At 59.8% G+C, this 16,860-nt stretch carries 9 protein-coding genes; 3 read left to right on the top strand and 6 right to left on the bottom strand.

What is annotated here, in order from left to right:
- Positions 1-9 precede the first annotated feature (9 nt).
- On the top strand, positions 10-4,107 hold the full coding sequence (locus PS14A_RS19390; RefSeq protein ID WP_212616996.1) for a neuraminidase-like domain-containing protein: 4,098 nt from the start codon (positions 10-12) through the stop codon (positions 4,105-4,107).
- Positions 4,100-8,404, top strand: a complete 4,305-nt coding sequence (locus PS14A_RS19385; protein ID WP_212616995.1) for a hypothetical protein — start codon at positions 4,100-4,102, stop codon at positions 8,402-8,404. Before PS14A_RS19390 ends, PS14A_RS19385 begins: the two co-directional genes overlap by 8 nt.
- Before the next feature lie 13 nt (positions 8,405-8,417).
- On the opposite strand, the gene PS14A_RS19380 is transcribed toward PS14A_RS19385, so the two are convergent.
- From PS14A_RS19380 to PS14A_RS19355, 6 genes are read right to left on the bottom strand one after another with little or no spacing between them, the layout of a single operon-like run.
- Positions 8,418-9,746: a DUF58 domain-containing protein gene (locus PS14A_RS19380; protein WP_137214021.1), complete on the bottom strand. Its 1,329-nt coding sequence runs from the start codon at positions 9,744-9,746 to the stop codon at positions 8,418-8,420.
- Positions 9,743-10,744: a MoxR family ATPase gene (locus PS14A_RS19375; protein WP_130910001.1), complete on the bottom strand. Its 1,002-nt coding sequence runs from the start codon at positions 10,742-10,744 to the stop codon at positions 9,743-9,745. Before PS14A_RS19375 ends, PS14A_RS19380 begins: the two co-directional genes overlap by 4 nt.
- Positions 10,741-11,904 carry a DUF4350 domain-containing protein gene (locus PS14A_RS19370; RefSeq protein ID WP_212616994.1) on the bottom strand — a complete coding sequence of 388 codons (1,164 nt, stop codon included), beginning with the start codon at positions 11,902-11,904 and terminating at the stop codon, positions 10,741-10,743. The genes PS14A_RS19375 and PS14A_RS19370 overlap by 4 nt, the downstream gene beginning before the upstream one ends.
- Complete coding sequence (locus PS14A_RS19365; RefSeq protein WP_212616993.1) at positions 11,901-13,439, bottom strand: DUF4129 domain-containing protein; 1,539 nt, start codon at positions 13,437-13,439, stop codon at positions 11,901-11,903. The genes PS14A_RS19370 and PS14A_RS19365 overlap by 4 nt, the downstream gene beginning before the upstream one ends.
- Positions 13,426-14,403 (bottom strand): stage II sporulation protein M, encoded by a 978-nt coding sequence (locus PS14A_RS19360; protein ID WP_137214017.1) that lies wholly within the window; start codon positions 14,401-14,403, stop codon positions 13,426-13,428. The genes PS14A_RS19365 and PS14A_RS19360 overlap by 14 nt, the downstream gene beginning before the upstream one ends.
- On the bottom strand, positions 14,400-15,116 hold the full coding sequence (locus PS14A_RS19355; RefSeq protein ID WP_212616992.1) for an RDD family protein: 717 nt from the start codon (positions 15,114-15,116) through the stop codon (positions 14,400-14,402). The genes PS14A_RS19360 and PS14A_RS19355 overlap by 4 nt, the downstream gene beginning before the upstream one ends.
- 267 nt (positions 15,117-15,383) lie before the next feature.
- Between PS14A_RS19355 and sbcB the strand changes: the two genes are divergently transcribed.
- Positions 15,384-16,814, top strand: coding sequence for an exodeoxyribonuclease I (sbcB, locus tag PS14A_RS19350; protein ID WP_212616991.1), 1,431 nt, complete (start codon positions 15,384-15,386; stop codon positions 16,812-16,814).
- Positions 16,815-16,860: the final 46 nt, after the last annotated feature.

Genomic DNA, 16,860 nt, shown 5'->3' with positions numbered 1-16,860 from the left:
GTGAAGATCATGAGCCAAAGCATCATCAACGATTTGCTGGAACAACGTCGCACTGCACTGACGGAGTATTGCCTGGGCCACTTTGGCGAGAGCGGTGGCCGGTTCAGCATCATGAAGAACGCAGACCATCTGAATGAATTGCTGCGTCTGGACTCGCTCGACACGCAAAAAGTGCCCAGTGCACTGGGTGCCGAGGCGATCAGCTGCGCGCAGAAGTTCATCAATGCTGCCTACCGCAAGCTTGAGCCGGGGTATTCGAAGACAGAGTTCCCTGAAGAGGATCTGAAACGCTGGGAGCTGTACAGAAACTATTCGGACTGGTCGGCGTTGATGTCGCTCCTCGTTTACCCGGAAAACTACATGACGCCGTTCGCGCGGCCGCGCACGACTCGTTTGTTCCAGGCGCTGATGACCGATCTGAACCAGACGCGGTTAAGCACCGATTCGGTATTGATCGCTTTGCGCAACTATCTGAAGTCCTTTGAAGAAACCTGCAACCTGGAAGTCGTCAGTGCTTTTATGCATGGCACCTCGGCCGTGGATGGGCGCTATTTCATTGTCGGCCGCGAGCGCGTGGCGCCCTACCGATACTTTTGGCGCGAAGCGCAGATTGAACTGACGCCGACCTGTACCTGCGTCAATCCGGCAGCGTGGAACGAGTGGGAATTGATCGATGTCGGGGCGACCGGAACCGTGCTGGATGTGCGCCCGGTATTCTGGAACGGCAGGCCGTGTCTGGTCTGGGCCGAGCTTGCAGACAAACTCGGCGAGAAAGGCAAGGACGGCTATGTTCCCTACAAGGTGAGCATCAACATAGCGTTCAGATCGCAGAACGGTGACTGGTCGCCGGCAACAAATCTGCAAAGCATTCCGGATCTCGCGGCCCATCCTGCAGTCGGTAGCCGCTTGATTGCCACTGTCCGTGTTAGCGAAAGTCATCCCAATGGCGTTCTTGGCATCCTGTTTTTCAATGGTGAAGTAGCGCATACGCCTGTGGTGCGCGATGCACTGTTTCGCTCTCGGCCGGAATATGAAGGCAGTTGGCTGGAAATGCTGGCGCAACGTTTCGACAGTTTTCTCACTGTCCAGCATTCGCTGACCGAGCAGATGCGGCCAAAAATAGTTACGACGATCGCGACGCCCGGGACACTGACTGCCTTCTACGAACTGGATGCTTTTCTGCTTGCTCACTCCACGGGAGACATCCTGGTTGTCAGGGGGATTTGCAGGTCAAATGCCCCAGAGGTGGTGGCAAGCACGAGTGTTTGCGCTGGTTTCGATTTGATGCTGACCAGCGAACCCTCGGACGGGGATCCGAAGCAAACCAGTGGGGAGCGTTCAATAGCTGGCGGATGGGCCACCGACTGGCTTGCCTACAAGCGTGGTTCAGGCGGCTTCACCAGTCCCATCACCTTCACTTTCGGCGCTACTGATGCCTCTGCACCCTATGGCCGTAAAGAATTCGTGCTGACAATGACCGGCATCGCGGGTTTCGACCCCGCAGTACTGGAAAAGAATCAGCATGACGCGGCGCAGTTTCTGGCCTTCAACAATCCGCAAACATTGGCACGGGTACGCCTCAATTCGCTGTTCGGTCCGCAGTTGGTCGGGCTCGCCAATATTTCCATTGATGCGGTGCTCGCCTGGCCGACGCAGTTTCTGGTTGAACCGCCCTCGGAAGCCGGGCCGGTCGATGAGCCCAACGGAGCCTTCAATGGTGCCAATGGCCTTTATTTCTGGGAGTTGTTCTTCCATCTGATTCATCTGGTGGCTATCCGCTTTCGCGACGAAAATCGTTATCGCGAGGCTGAAGCCTGGTGGCGCAGGGTGTTCGATCCGCAAGCGACCGCGCAGGTTTCAGATCCCCCGCAGCCAGGCGACAAGCCGGATTACTGGCGCTGCCGGCCGTTGGTGAGTCCCGGCAATGCCGGCCCCGAGTGTCTGGTAGAGGATGATCCGTACGCCATCAGTTACGCGGCGCCGCAGCACTTTCAGATCCTCACCTTCATGGAGTTCGTCAAGAATCTGGTCGAGGAGGGGGACTGGTATTACCGTCAGCAGACGCGGGACAGTCTGGTGCTGGCCAAGGAGTGTTATCAGCAGGCGCAGGACCTGATGGGCGACCCGCCTTCGGCGCGCTCGGTGACCGATTGGCAGACACAGACTCTCGGAGCGCTGATTGACCAGAGCGAGCGCCCGACGCTGGAAGCGTTCGAGAGAACGCATGTGTATTCCCTTGCCGACGTACCGCCCTCGGCTGATTTCGCACCCGCGATGGGGCTACTGGCGACACCACCCTTCAAATTGCCGACCAATGATCGCTTGCTGGCGCTGATCCAATTGCCTCGGCAGCGCCTTCACAACTTGCGTCACTGGTTGACCATTGATGGCAAACCGCTCGAATTGCCGCTGTATGAACCGCCGGGTGATCCTGCGCAACTGTTACGTGACCTGGCAGCAGGAAACAACGCCGGGCCACGGCGAATGGGCGGGCGCCCAGTCATAAACGGTTATGGCTGGCGAGTGACCAGCGAATTTGCCCTGCGGTCTGCGCAGGAGCTGCAAAACCTCGGCAGTGAACTGCTGCGCTTCATGGAACAGCGCGACACAGCGCAACAGGTGGAGTTGCAACAAAGGCATCTGCTGGAACAAGCCGAATGGACGAAAGCCATTCAGGAAAAATCCCTCGCTCAGATGAATGTGACGCTGATGGCTTTGCGCCAAAGTCACGCCGCCGTCAAGCAACGCGCCGATGAGTACGCCGCGTGGTTTGACGAAAACGTCACGGCAGAGGAATACAAGGTCATGGATGACCTGCACGCTGCCAAGGAACTGAATCAGGGCTCGGTGGCTGTTCAGGCTGCAGCGGGAGCGATTTCGGTCATTCCCAAAGTCTTTGGCATGGCCAACGGCAATGCCTTTCCTGAAGGTGTTCTACATGCCATCGCCCATGGCTTGCAGATTGCTTCCATGGGCAAACAGGCCGACGCGGAAAAAAGAGCGGTGACCGAGGGCTATCGTCTGCGACGCCGCGAATGGGGCTTGCAACGTAACCTGGCGCTCGCCGAACTGCTGGCGCTGGACGAGCAGATCAATGCGCAGGTAATTGCCGTAGAGGCTGCCCAGGCCAGTTTGCAATTGGTCTTGCAAACCAATCGTCAGTCTTTGGCGGTGTACGACTTTCTGCACAAACGCACTGCCCACAGCCAGCTTTATGATTGGTTGCTGGGACAACTCAAGGCGTTGTACTACCAGGCTTATGATGCAACTTACAGTCTGTGCATCAGTGCCCAGGCATCGCGCATTGCACAAACCGGTGATTACGATTCACAGACGGTTTTGCCCCAGGCATGGTCCGAGAAGCATCACGGTTTGTTGGCTGGTCAGCAGTTGGTTGGCTTTGTGATGCGTGAGCAGCGCGATCACTTGCAAAGCTTCGAGCGACGTATCGAGCGGGTCAAGACCGTTTCCTTGCGTCAGCTCTTCGCTGATACCGTCGAGCCTCAGCCTGATGCCCCCGACTGGGCGACGGCGCTTGAAAACCTGCAGGCTGACGGACGGCTCGCTTTTTGCGTGAGTGAGCTGAACTTCAATCGCGACCATCCCGGTGAATACTGCCGGTTGATCCGCTCGGTTGAATTTGACTGCCCAGCGTTGCTCGGACCCTACGAAAACATCAGGGCAACATTGACCCAGACTGGCAGTCGTACCGTCGTCCGGCCAGTGCCACAGGCGGTGGAATATCTGCATGACCCCGACAGCAAGCCAGCGCCTGCCGATGTGGTGTTCAACACCCGCTCGGGCCAGCAAATCGGCATTTCCCAAGGCGTTGCTGATGATGGGCGCGTCATGGAGGATGAGGATCCGGGGTTGCTTCGCGCTTTTGAATGTTCGGGGGCGGTTTCCTGTTGGGAAATCCATTTTCCGTGGTGGGGCGAGCCGGCTCAGTCTGCCGTGCTTGCATCCATTACCGACCTCATCATCACTATCCGCTATACGGCCAAGGCCGGTGAGCCGACCTTCATACTGGCAGTGGAAAACCTGGTGACAGAAGCCGCAGCGAAGGCTTTGAAACGCAACGCCGAACGGAGCCGTCATCATGCTTGATCCCGATATTCAGGCCGAGCGCAATCTGATCCTCAATGGCGACTTCTCCCAGAGCCTCGCGCAGTGGAAAAGGGGGCCGGTCAACCCGGCTTATGTCGTGACCAGGTCCGATCAATTGGAAAGTGGCGAGCGCATGAATATCCTCTCTGCCATGGACGGTTCTTCGGCTTATCAGGAGATCAGCCTATTCAAAAGTTCCAGTAACGACGTCAGGTATGTCATCAGCTTTCTTTGTGAAATGAACCACGATGAGGAGGGCCTGCTGGAGCTCAGTGTGGCCGGGCTGCCTGATACGCAGAAAATTCCCTTGCTCGTGGGCGCTCGCCGCGATCGAACGGTCGATCTTCTGCGCCAGCGCGATGGCCTGCCTCGAATGTTCCGACCGCGCTCGTACATAGTGGATGTGACATTGCCGCTTGTGGATACCGACATTCTCAAAGTCCACGCCATCAGTCCGGTCAACAAGGAGGGCGACTACTTCTCTTCGTTGCGGATCACCCGGATCAATCTTCAGTTGCACTTGCCGGCGGCGCGGGTGTTGACCCTGCAACTGGACGGGCAGCAATTGCCAGTGGGCCTTGCCGTGCCTCTTTGTCTGGGCGCGCTTGGTTCGGCAGCGCACCGCTTCAAATGCATCCATGCGCAGGATGATGCCTGGCAGGGTACACGGGCGTCGTTGAACATCAAAAGCAACCCACAGGGCGCAATTGTCGCCGATCCGGATTGGGGCAGGGATAAACCGCTGGATGATTCCTGGAGTCTGGTTTGCCCGGAACTTGACGGCGAACCTCCCTATCTTTTCACCCTGCAGTTATTGAACGAGTTCAACGCCCCGGGACTGGATATCCCGGTATCACTCGGCGACCACCGCCTGAAGTTCATTCAACTGAAAGAGGCAGCGCATTACGTGGTGATGGAGCACGGCCAATCCATCAGGGTTGGCGTCTGCGTCGGTTCGTATTACACCGACAAGGTGCTGGAGGGAATAACAGTCACCTGGACGGTAGACGGCACTGACGCAGGAACCACGACGCCGACCGATCGTGAGGGCTGGGCCTGGTTTGAACAACAACCGAGCGCGGCCGGCGATGTGCAGATTCAAGCTTCGGTCGAAAGCCTTTACTACGCCAGCGGCGTGGTGAGTCAGGCCTTTGAAGTCAAGGTGCTGGCGACCGACCCTTTGCAAGAGGTCCGCACGATCATGGCCGCTGGAGACGAGCGGCCGTGGGAGCAGAAAGACTATCCCAATCGCGGAACGACCTATCGTTTGCAAGTCCGGTTTCCCCAGGTGCTGTGGGACACAGACGTGACATTGCACTGGAGTGGTGACTCTGCCGAGAAGCTGGGAGTTACTGTCACGCCGCCGCTTGAAACAGCCGCGCGTATAGGTCCGGATGGACTGCTTGAGTATCGATTTGCTAACGAGGACAGGCAGGATGGCCAGTTTTCTCTGCGGTTGACCTCTGCGCATCTGTTGGAAAGTTCGCCGGCCAAACCCATGTCGCTGGCACGCAATGTGGTCATGCCCGGTGAGGTGCGAGGACCGGACAGGATTTGCGTGGTGGATGAAAACCACAGCGCACGAATGTGGGTGCAGGTGCTGCACAGGACAGCATCAGGAACCGGTGGCCCGGTAGAGGGAGCGCTGGTTTTCTGGAACGAGCCGGACGGGAGCGTGACCAGGACCCTGACAGGCGCGGGAGGCTGGTCCAGTCATGGGCATCAACCCGCAGCTGCGGGGGACCATCGCGTGACTGCCACCATCAAGGCTCACGAAGAAGCCGAGCCGAGCGAGATGGAGTTCGTCGTCAAGGCGATTGCGACCAGTGTCTGGAATGAGCATGTGACGATCACTCTGGATGGTCAGGCAATCGATCATCAGACCATCGGATTGGTTTGCCGGCATGGCCAGACACACGTGGTGAAGGTCAGCCCAGCTGCCGACAGCCCGTGGATCGGCAGCAAACGCATCAGTCTGGATTGGCGAGAGGGCGATCCACTGATCGGTCTGAACCCGGCTTATCTCGGCGTTTCTTTCCCGCTGGGGGCTGATGGATTGACATGGAACCTGGCTTCCAACGCCGACGAAAGTCTGAGCAGACCCTTCGAGTTGCGTTTGCGGGCTGATGCTGTTGCAGATGATCGCGAGTTGTGCGGGCGATTCGTCAATCCGGACCTGGCTCGGGAAGTTGGCGTCAGGCTGGATCGAGTAACGGCAGCACTCGATGGGCAGAAGTTATATCCCTGCCTCGGTGCGGATCATCAGTTTACCGTCTGCCTCAATGAGCTAAGCCCGCTGGTGGGCCTGTCAGCAGCGCTGGAGTGGTCGGGGACGCCTGCCGACGAACTGAATGCGATCGTGAGTCCGCCCTTGAAGCAATCGCAACCGCTGGGTGCAGAGGGCGCTTTCTGGCAACTCGGTTTCGGCAGCAGCACAAGGGCGGGCAACTTTGCGCTCGCTGTAAACCTGCCTCAATTGGTATTCGTCGCACCCGTCACACCAATGGAGTTGGGACATAACGCCTTGAGTTTCAATTTCATACTCGAGTCACCGGTGGATCCGGTAGTCGATCTCGATCAGGCCTGGACATGGGCTAATGTGGTGTCGCGTTTTACCGCAGAGGCAGTTGCCGATGTGCCGGTCACCTGGCGTTCCGGCGGCGACCCTGTAGCGGTCAATACTGACAGCGATGGTAACTCCGGCTTCGCCGTGCTTCCCGTGAGCACCGACATGCAGACAGTGCAGGCGACATTGTTCAGTCTCTACGACAATACCTCAGAGCACAGAAGCGCTACCTTCAAACCGTTGGCAGAAGATCTCTGGCCGCGAGTCAAGGTCAGTTTCGATGGTCAGACCAGTCAGGACTGGGGCGGGACCACCGGTTTCCCGCGTCGCAAAGGCAGGCACAGTATCGTGGCGTTTTTCCCGGAAGAATTTAACGGGCAGACCGTACGTATGGGGCATACCGGCACTGCGCCCACGGTATTGGGCAATCACTATGAGCCAGAGTTGGGCATGGCGCAGGTTGTCACGAATGGAATGGCAAGGTTCGCGTTGCGCGCGGGAGATTTCACGGACGGCAGTTTTGCGTTGCGGCTCTGCGCCGAACGGCTGGCACGGCTGTCGCCGGCCAACGCGATGTCGCAGGGTTCAGGCTCGCAGGTGATGAGGATCAGCTCGGCGGCCAGCCATGCCGGTTCGCAGCTTCTTTGGGGAGATGTCTTTGAAGAGGCGATCCAGGTCGTTTCGTCCATCAGTGCAAAACCGATGGCAGGAGTGCTGGTGACATTTACACACCCTGACCTTGGCGTTCTGAACGCCGAGACCGATTTTTACGGGAGGGCGAAAGTATGCTTTGTTCCCACAACGCCAGGTTCCAGTCAGGTCATCGCAACCGTTGGCGATGCGGACAATTGGGCTTCGATAGCGATGGATCTGGTTCTCGCCCAACCGAGACAGATCGCAGAGCTTTATGAGCCGTCCGACGCCCGGCAGCCTCCCGACGACGACAGAGTGCATGCGAAAGCCAGAGTGACTTCTGCATTGACCGGACAGGCCTTGGCCGGCGTGCCCGTGACGTGGGAATTCAACGGGCAGCTAGAGCGTTCTGTGACCGATGACGAGGGTATTGCTGACTGGACTTTCATGGGTTTGGGTGATGGCGTTCTGTCAGCGACCGTTGAAGGAGGGCTGGCCGGTTGGGATATGGCTGTATTGACCTATACCGGGCAAGCGCCGGTGATTGAATCGCTCAGTTGCGACAGGACAATTGTTTATCGTGCAGATGAGGTGAACGCCTGGGCCGTAGTGAAAGCCAACCCGCAAGGCACACCCGTAACAAACCTGCCAGTCGATTGGCAATTCGCTGGCAAATCGCTGCCGTCGTCGGTTTCCGACGAGCTAGGAATTGCGCCGGTAAAATTCCAGCCTACTGAGGTCGGCCAGTTTGATCTGGTGGCTTCGCTGAATTCGGGCGCGGTTGCGCTGGCAAGGATCAACGTGGTTGCCCGACCCAGCGTCATCTTGCGTTCCATTTATGCAGTGCCCCTCATCGGCCAAATGGGCAAGCCTGTGACGATCGCGGTGCAAGTGGTAAAAAATCTGGCTGAGCCAGTGGTCGATATGAGCGTGCTCTGGACCGTTGATGATGTTCCGTTGAGAGGGACTGTCAGCGATGACAAGGGATGGTCGAAGGTGGTTTTTGCACCGGTTGAAACTGGCTCGGTCATTGTCAGGGCAAGCGTGAATAACCCTGTAGGTACAGCCGAAAGTTCATTGACTCTGGTCGTAGTCTGAGCCAGCGGTCGCGCTAGAGCGTGGCGGATTTTTTCCAGTCAAGGTAGCGGGTCACCAGCGCGGCCCCGAATTGCGCGGACCGAACATCCATCACTGCTACTCCATGAGCATTCAACCGCTCATGGAGTTCGGCCCGTTCATTCAAATAATCTACCGTGCCGCAGTAGGCCAATGCTTCGGGCAGCGTTTGCACCGCGGTCTGGCGCAATGTATCCAGCGCTTCTTCCCGCAGGCTCGCCACCAATACCCGATGGTGCACGCTCAGGCGCTTGACCGCGCCCAGCAGTTGATCATCTTCATCGCGCAAATTGGTCACCAGCACCACCAGCGCCCGGCGCTGTTGGCGAGCCAATAACTGGCTGGCGGCAGCTTGATAATCGGCAGGACGTTGTGTGCTCTCCAGGTCATGAACAGCGTTGAGCAAGACGTTCAGTTGGCCGCCTCCTTTGACCGGCGCCACGTGTCGCGGCTGATCACCGGCAAAGGTATTCAGCCCCACCGCATCGCCCTGACGCAGCGCTATATAACCGAGCAGCAGACAAGCATTGAGCGCATGGTCGAAGTGCGATAGCTCACCGTCCCGACTGCGCATCTGCCGGCCGCAATCAAGCAGGAAGATGATCCGTTGATCGCGCTCGTCTTCGTACTCTCGGGCAATCGGCGTGCGCTGGCGGGCGGTGGCTTTCCAGTCGATCTGGCGCAGGCTGTCGCCCTCGCGAAATTCGCGCAGCTGATGAAATTCCTGACCCTGACCGCGACGTTGGCGCTGGCGTATGCCGAGCTGACTGAGCCAGTTGTCGACGGCGCGCAGCTCACCGCCGTAGAGTCGGGCGAAGTCGGGGTAGACGCGGGTCTGATCGACGACTCCGAGCAGGCGTTTGCCTGACCAGAAACCTAGAGGACTCGGCAGGTTGACTTCGCACTGATCGAAGCTGAAATGCCCGCGTCTGGTGGGGCGCAGGCGGTAGCTGATGTGGCTGACATGCCCAGGTTGAAGCTCAACGGTCAGCGGCAGATGTTCAAACGCGAGGCCGTCGGGGACGTGGTCGAAGAGATTGACCTTCAGTGGCTCGGCAAACTCATGGGCAACTTGCAGATTTATCTCTCCCCAGCGCCCGAGTGCCAGGCTGCCAGGCATCTGCCGCTTGATGCGTGGCGAGGGCAGGCGTCTGAGGCGCACAGCGTCGATAACCGCCAAGGCCAACAGCGCCAGCAGCAACCCCCGGTTGACCGAAATCAGGCTGGACGGGATGTCGGTCTGCAACGCCTGCAGGGCGCCGAGCACGATGCTGATGACCACCAGCAGGGCCAGCCAGATCAGCAGCAGACGCGAAGGTTTCACAGGCGCGGCGCCGGCACTTGATCGAGCAACTGCGCAAGCACGTGATCGACTTGCAGGCCTTCGATATCCAGTTCCGGCGCGATGCGCACGCGATGGCGCAGCACCGCCAGCGCGCAGCCCTTGATGTCATCCGGAATCACGAACTCACCGCCGCGCAGCAGCGCCCGGGCACGGGCACAGCGCACCAGTGCAATCGAGGCGCGCGGCCCGGCGCCAAGGGTCAGCCCCGGCCAGGTGCGCGTGCTGCGCGCCAGGCGCACGGCGTAATCGAGCACCTGATCGTCCAGCGGCAAGTCACTGGCGATACGTTGCAACGCTTGCACATCCTTGGCCTGCAACACCGTGCGCAGCGGTTGCACGTCGAGCATGTCGGCGCGGGTCGAACGACAGACCTGGCGGACCATGTTCAACTCCTGATCGGCGTCGGGATAATCCATGCGCACCTTGAGCATGAAGCGGTCGAGTTCGGCTTCCGGCAGCGGATAGGTACCTTCCTGTTCGATCGGATTCTGTGTCGCCAGCACCATGAACGGTTGCGCGATCGGCAGCGCGCGCCCTTCGAGCGTCACCTGGCGCTCCTGCATGGCTTCGAGCAACGCCGCCTGGGTTTTTGCCGGCGCGCGGTTGATCTCGTCGGCCAGCAGCAGGTTGGTGAACAGCGGGCCTTTGCGCAGCTTGAACTGCTCGGTCTGCAGGTCATACACGGCGTGACCGGTGACGTCGCTGGGCATCAGGTCCGGGGTGAACTGGATGCGCGCAAACTCGCCGCCGAAACAACGCGCCAAAGCGCGCACCAGCAAGGTCTTGCCCAGCCCGGGCACACCCTCGAGCAGCACGTGGCCGCCGGCGATCAGCGCGGTCAGGACATCGTCGACCACTGCATCCTGGCCGATCAGCGCCTTGTTCAGTTCATTGCGCACTGCCTGCGCCAACTGGCTGGCGCGCTGGCGTTGCTGGGCAGCGTGCGTCGCGCTGCCGGGCTCGATCTGTTCAGTCATAACGCGTTCCTCAAGGTTTGCAGATGAGCGACCTGACGGCTGAATTCGGCGCTGGACAAACGCTGGTTCGGACGTGGGCTCAGGGCCTGGCTGATGGCGCGGGTGGGTTGCCGGGTCAGGCGCGATAACGCCAGCCATTGCTCGGCCACATTCAATTGATCGAAACCGGGATGGCGGCGGCGGGCGCGGCGCAGGATGTCTTGTTGCAAGGCTTGCAGCAGCGCCTGCTGGCCGTTGTGGCGCAGGAGGAAATCGGCGCTGGCACGCAGATGCTCCAGCAGTTGGCGGCGACCTGCTGGCGCTGGCATTTGCACCGGGCCGTGGCGCACGCCGGCCTGCCACAGCCACAGGCCGATCAAGGCGAGCAGGGCGACGATGGCCTGCGCAAAATAGCGCCAGAGCAAGGTCCACAAGCCATCGTGCGCGGTGTTGTAAATCAGCGTGACGTCGGTGTCGGCGCTCAGGTACCAGAGCAGCCAGGCGTTGTCGTATTTGCCGATAGCGCCGGTTTTCCACAGCTCGGCATCGGTGACCACGGTGATCGTGCCGAGGCCGTACACCCGTTGCATCATGTGCGTGGCTTTGGCGCTGTTGGCCCAGGCTTGCGCGACATTGTTCGGGTCGTCGAGGTGGAAGTCGGTGTCGAAACCGGCGTAGGCCGGCGCGTCTTCGTCCTCCAGATACAGCTTGGTCAGTTCCGGGTAGCGGTCCTTTTCCACGTCCACTGATGGATCTTTCAAGTCTTTGCTCAGCGATTGATGCAGTTGCACCCGGTCGAGCAGCAGATCGTTGCTTTGTCGAGTCTGCGCATCCCACAGCGACTCGGCGACAAACACCAGGCGTCCGCCGGCGCGAGTCCAGTTCAACACCTGATCGACTTCACGCGGCGTCATCCGCGCGCGCTCGCCGAACAACAGCAGCGTATGACCGTGCGGCTCGGTGTGTGGCAGCACCGCCAGCGTCTCGGCGTGGTTGACCACAAGACCGCGTTCGCGCAGGAACATCTCTGCCGCCAGATAAGGATTGGCTTGCGCGGCAGGCGAGGGGCCGTGATCGACGGTTTCCTGATAGGGCCGGGCCTTGAGGTGGAGGAACAGGCTCAAGCCGCCCAGCAGCAGAAGCGCCAGCGTAGCCAACGACCAGCCGAGGCGCCGGTTCAATGGGCGGATCCTTTGCCGAACAATTCACGCCAGCCGTTGCACAACTGCGCTTGTAAATGAGCCGGTGGAATCCGGTGTCCGTAGGCCATGTTCTGCCAGTGAACCGTAAGGGTGCGGCTGTAGACGAGCAGGTCCGGGCGTTGCAATTGCTCGATGCGTTCGAGGATCTGGTTTTCGGTGTCGGCGGTTTTCAGCGTCAGGTCGAAATCGTGCAGCAAATGGCTGAGCAGGCCTCGATAGAGCAGGCCCAGCGCGGCGCGAGGTTCGTTCAGCCACAAGCGTTCGGCGCTGCTGGCAATGTCATCCGGCAGGGTTTCACGGTTGAGATCCAGGCCGAAGACTTGCGGCGACGCCGGCGGTTTGCTGCGCGCTGGCAGGCTCGGTCGGCGGCTGACGAAGGCCCGGAGAAACTCGCGATATCGCCAGACCAGCCAGCCCAGCGCCGCGATCAACGCGCCCCACAGCAGCACCTCAATCACGCCAGCGAGGGTATCGAGGTGCCGACCATCGAGCCAGCCGAGCAAGGTTTTCAGCCACTGCGGTGCCTCAGCTGTCTGCTCGTCTTTGGCCGGACTCGCCGGGTCATCGCCGAAGCGATAACGGGTAACGCTCTCCTTGTTCTTGAACGGCGGTTGTTCCAGCAGCGCCTGGATGCTGTCGTGCGCGGCCTGACTGGTCAGCGGCTGATTGAGCAACCGTGGAGCATCCGGCGCATCGCTGGCCCATACCGGTTGCAGGTTCGGCAGCAACAGGCACGCGGCCAGCAACACACCGAGCACGGCTTTGTTCAAGCGCTGGCGCAAACGGCGGAAGACCAACTCGATGTCCCAGGCTTCCAGTTGTGTGCGGCGGTTCAGGTAGAGGCTGAAGCCGCAGGCAACATAAACCGGCTCCCAGACCACCAGGATCAGCGCATAAAAAGCGTTGGTCAGGTGCTCCAGCCAACGCCAGTCCTGATCGGCGGCGAGCAGCAGCGATTGCCAGTCCCAGTCGGTTTCGATCTGCTGCGGCAAGAGCATGTAGAACAGCAGCATCAAGCCGATCCACAGTGCGGTCTCCAGATGCACGCCGATAATCGTCAGCCATTGCGCGGCGCCGCCGTTGCGTTGCAGCAGCACCTGCAGACGTTGTTGTCGGGCCTCGCCGTCGAGGCCTTCGAGTTGCGTCACCGGCAGTACAAAGCTGCGACTCAGACTCAGTCGCCGCCAGGTCAGACTGGCCAACAGTTGCGGCTTGAGCAGGCGCGGCCATTCACGCAAGGCTTGCTTGAGCGTCGGGGTTTCGCCGAACAGCGCTTTGGAGAGGATGTACAACGGCAGGCGTTCGAAGGCCGGTTTCAGCCACCAGAAAATGAACACCGCCAGTGATGGCGAATCCCACAGCAGCAGGCTGAGCAGGGCGAACAGCGGCAGGGTGACGATCGCCCAACTGGTCATCAACAACCGGCGATGCTGCTGGCTCATCAATACGCCCAGGTCCATGGCTTCCCAGGTCGTGCGCGGGCGGATCACTACGCTGGCGTCACTCAGGCGCATGGCGGGTCCTTCCGGCAAACAGCAGATACACCGCGACGGCCAGCCACAGCGCGGTGCCGACGGCGTATTTGGTCAGCGGCGTGACACTGGTTTTCGACGACCAGTAAGCCTCGATAAAAGCGGCGATCAGCAGGAACAGCATGACCCCGCACACCAGCAACACGCTCTTGCGCGCAGCCAGCCGGAGTGCCTCGCCGCGTGTCAGGCAGCCCGGTGCAATCAGCGCCCAGCCCAATTTGAGGCCCGCCGCTCCGGCAAGGGCAATCGCCGTTAGTTCGAATGCGCCGTGACCGATGACGAACGACCAGAAGGTCTGGCCAAAACCGATTTCGCTGAGATGCCCCGCTACCGCGCCGATGATCATGCCGTTGTAAAGCAGGAAAAATGCACTGCCCACACCCATCAGCAAACCGCTGGCGAACGTCTGGAAGGCGATGCCTGTGTTGTGCATCACGTAATAGCCGAACATCACCCAGTCTTCGCTCGCCGCCCGCTCGGCCGAGCGTCCGAGGTGGCCGGCAACGGGGTCGTACATCCCTTGCATTTCGCGCACCTGTTCGGCCGGGATCAGGTTGTAGATCAGTTCCGGGAACAGATAAACCACAACGGCGAAACCGATCAGGCTGGCGAAGAACAGAAGGCTGGCGACCGCGACGAAGCGCCACTCTTCACGCACCAGACGCGGGAAGTCGGCGAGGATGAACGCAAGGATTTGCGCGCCGAGGCGGCTGCGATGCCGGTACAGCTGTTGGTGGCCGCGCAGCACTTGCTGCTGCAGTGAATCAATCAGAAAACTGCTGTAGCCGCGCTCCTGGGCCAGGGCCAGATGTTGGCAGAGGCGACGATAAGCCTTGGGGAAAGCCGCCACTTGCGCGGTGTCCTTGCCCTGTTCAAGGCGTGCGAGCGCCAAGGCGAAGTGCTCCCATTCCGCCTTGTGGCGACTTTCGAACAGGCTCTGCTTCATGGGGTCGGCCCCAACAAACCGCGCGCGATGCCGTTGAGTTCGGACACCGCTTTGGGTGCCGAAATATGCAGCGGCTGGGCCAGCAACGCCGCCAACTCATTGACCCGTGCGGGAGACAGCTCGGCCTGACGTTCGGCGAAGCCGAGCACGGCGCGTTGTTCGCTCAGGGTGAGTGGGACAGGGCAGCGACGAGGTTCTGCATCAGGCAATTGCGGTCGGCTCAGCAGGCGTTCGCTGTGGACGACCAGGGTGCCAGCGGCAATATCGCCGAGGCGTTTGAAAGTCGGGTGTTGCAGGCAACTGAGCGCACCGAGGAAATAGCCGAAGGGTAGTAGATCGACAAAGCGCAGCAGGTTGCGCAATAGCGAGGCCGACCAACCGATCGGCGTGCCGTCATCGTGTACCACGCGCAAACCCATCCATTGCTTACCCGGCGAGCGGCCCTGACGCAGCACCTCGAACAACACCATGTACCACCAGCTGATGGCAAACAGCAGCAAGGAACCGAGGCCCATGCCGAGCTTGCCGAGAAACGCCAGTGCGATAAACAGCACGCCGAGGATCAAGCCGCGAATGCCCAGATCGATGGCAAACGCCACGGCGCGCACCATCAATCCGGCAGGGCGCAACGGCAGGTCGATGCCTTCCGGTGTTTCGACCTGATGGCGCGTATCCAGCGGTGCTTTCCTTCGCGGTGCTGTGGGCTCGAGCATGGGCTACCTGATGTTCGCCTGTTCGGGGTGCAAGTGCGCCTGATGCTAGCAGCCTCTCGGGTGTGGGAGCGAGCCTGCTTGCAAATGCGGTGGGTCATTCAGCCTGTGTGCAACTGACAGAAAGCCTTCGCGGGCAGGCTCGCTCCCACAAGGGCAATGCATTCCAGTTGTAGGAATCTGGAGAAATTGCTGTTCGAGGGCGACCAGGCTGGCCGTGGCAACCCTGAAACGCCTAGACTTCGCCGATCTTCTGTTCAGGATTCGCCCGTGACTTCAATCTTCTGGTACGACTACGAAACCACTGGCATCAATCCGCGCAACGATCGTCCGCTGCAAGTGGCGGGGATTCGTACCGACCATGCGCTCAACGAAATCGACGAGCCGGTCAATCTCTATTGCCAGCCCAGCGAAGACATCCTGCCGCACCCGGCGGCATGCGCGATCACTGGCATCACCCCCGGTCAGCTCGCTGAAAAAGGTCTGAGCGAAGCCGATTTCATGACTCGCGTGCATGCGCAACTGGCCGCACCGGGCACCTGTGGCGCCGGTTACAACACCTTGCGTTTCGACGACGAGATGACCCGCTACAGCCTGTATCGCAATTTCTTCGACCCCTATGCCCGTGAATGGCAGGGTGGCAACAGTCGCTGGGATCTGATTGATGTGGTGCGCGCCGCTTACGCATTGCGCCCGGACGGTCTGGTCTGGCCGACCGATGATGAAGGCCGCGTGACCCTCAAGCTCGAACGCCTGACAGCGGCCAACAATATCGATCATGGGCACGCTCACGAAGCCCTGTCGGATGTGCGCGCCACCATCGCGCTGGCGCGGTTGATTCGCGAGAAACAACCCAAGCTTTACGAGTGGCTGTTCCAGTTGCGCAGCAAACAGAAGGTGATGGACCAGATCCGCCTGTTGCAGCCATTGGTGCATGTGTCCGGGCGTTTCTCGGCGGCACGCAGTTATGTCGGCGTGGTGCTGCCGCTGGCCTGGCACCCGAAGAATCGCAACGCCTTGATCGTCTGTGACTTGCATCTCGATCCGCAGGGGCTGCTGGACCTCGATGCGCAAACTCTGCGCCAGCGCTTGTATACCCGCCGCGATGACTTGGCCGAAGGTGAACTGCCGGTGTCGCTCAAGCTGATTCACATCAATCGATGCCCGGTTGTAGCGCCGCTGGCGGTATTGCGCGCACAAGATCAGCAACGCCTCGGTCTGGACATGGCGCTTTATCAGGAGCGGACAGTGCGACTAACTGACGCACAACAAGTCTGGAAAGATAAAATCGCGGCAATTTATGCCAGCGAAGATTTCACTCCCAGCGAAGATCCCGAGCAGCAGTTGTACGATGGATTTATCGGTGATCGTGATCGGCGTCTATGCGAACAAGTTCGAACGGCCGATCCTGCGCAGTTGGCGCAAGAACAGTGGCCTTTCGATGATGAACGTTTGCCCGAACTACTTTTTCGATATCGAGCGCGCAACTTTCCAGACACCTTGGATGTGGCCGAGCAGGAACGCTGGAAATTATTTTGTCGCCAGCGTCTGACGCAACCCGAGGCAGGTGCGCCGAATACCGTGCAGTCATTTATCGAAGCCGCTGAGCAATGGTCGCTTAATGCGACGCCAATGCAGAGAGAGGTCCTCAATGACTGGCAGAACTATGTCCAGGCATTACGCAAACGTTTGAATCTTTGAAATCGAACATACCCGGAATTAATTTACGGGCATAAAAAAACGCCAG

It is taken from the genome of Pseudomonas sp. 14A, assembly GCF_018132745.1.
Taxonomy (GTDB): Bacteria; Pseudomonadota; Gammaproteobacteria; order Pseudomonadales; family Pseudomonadaceae; genus Aquipseudomonas; species Aquipseudomonas mercuritolerans.
This window is presented reverse-complemented; position numbering and strand designations above follow the sequence as displayed.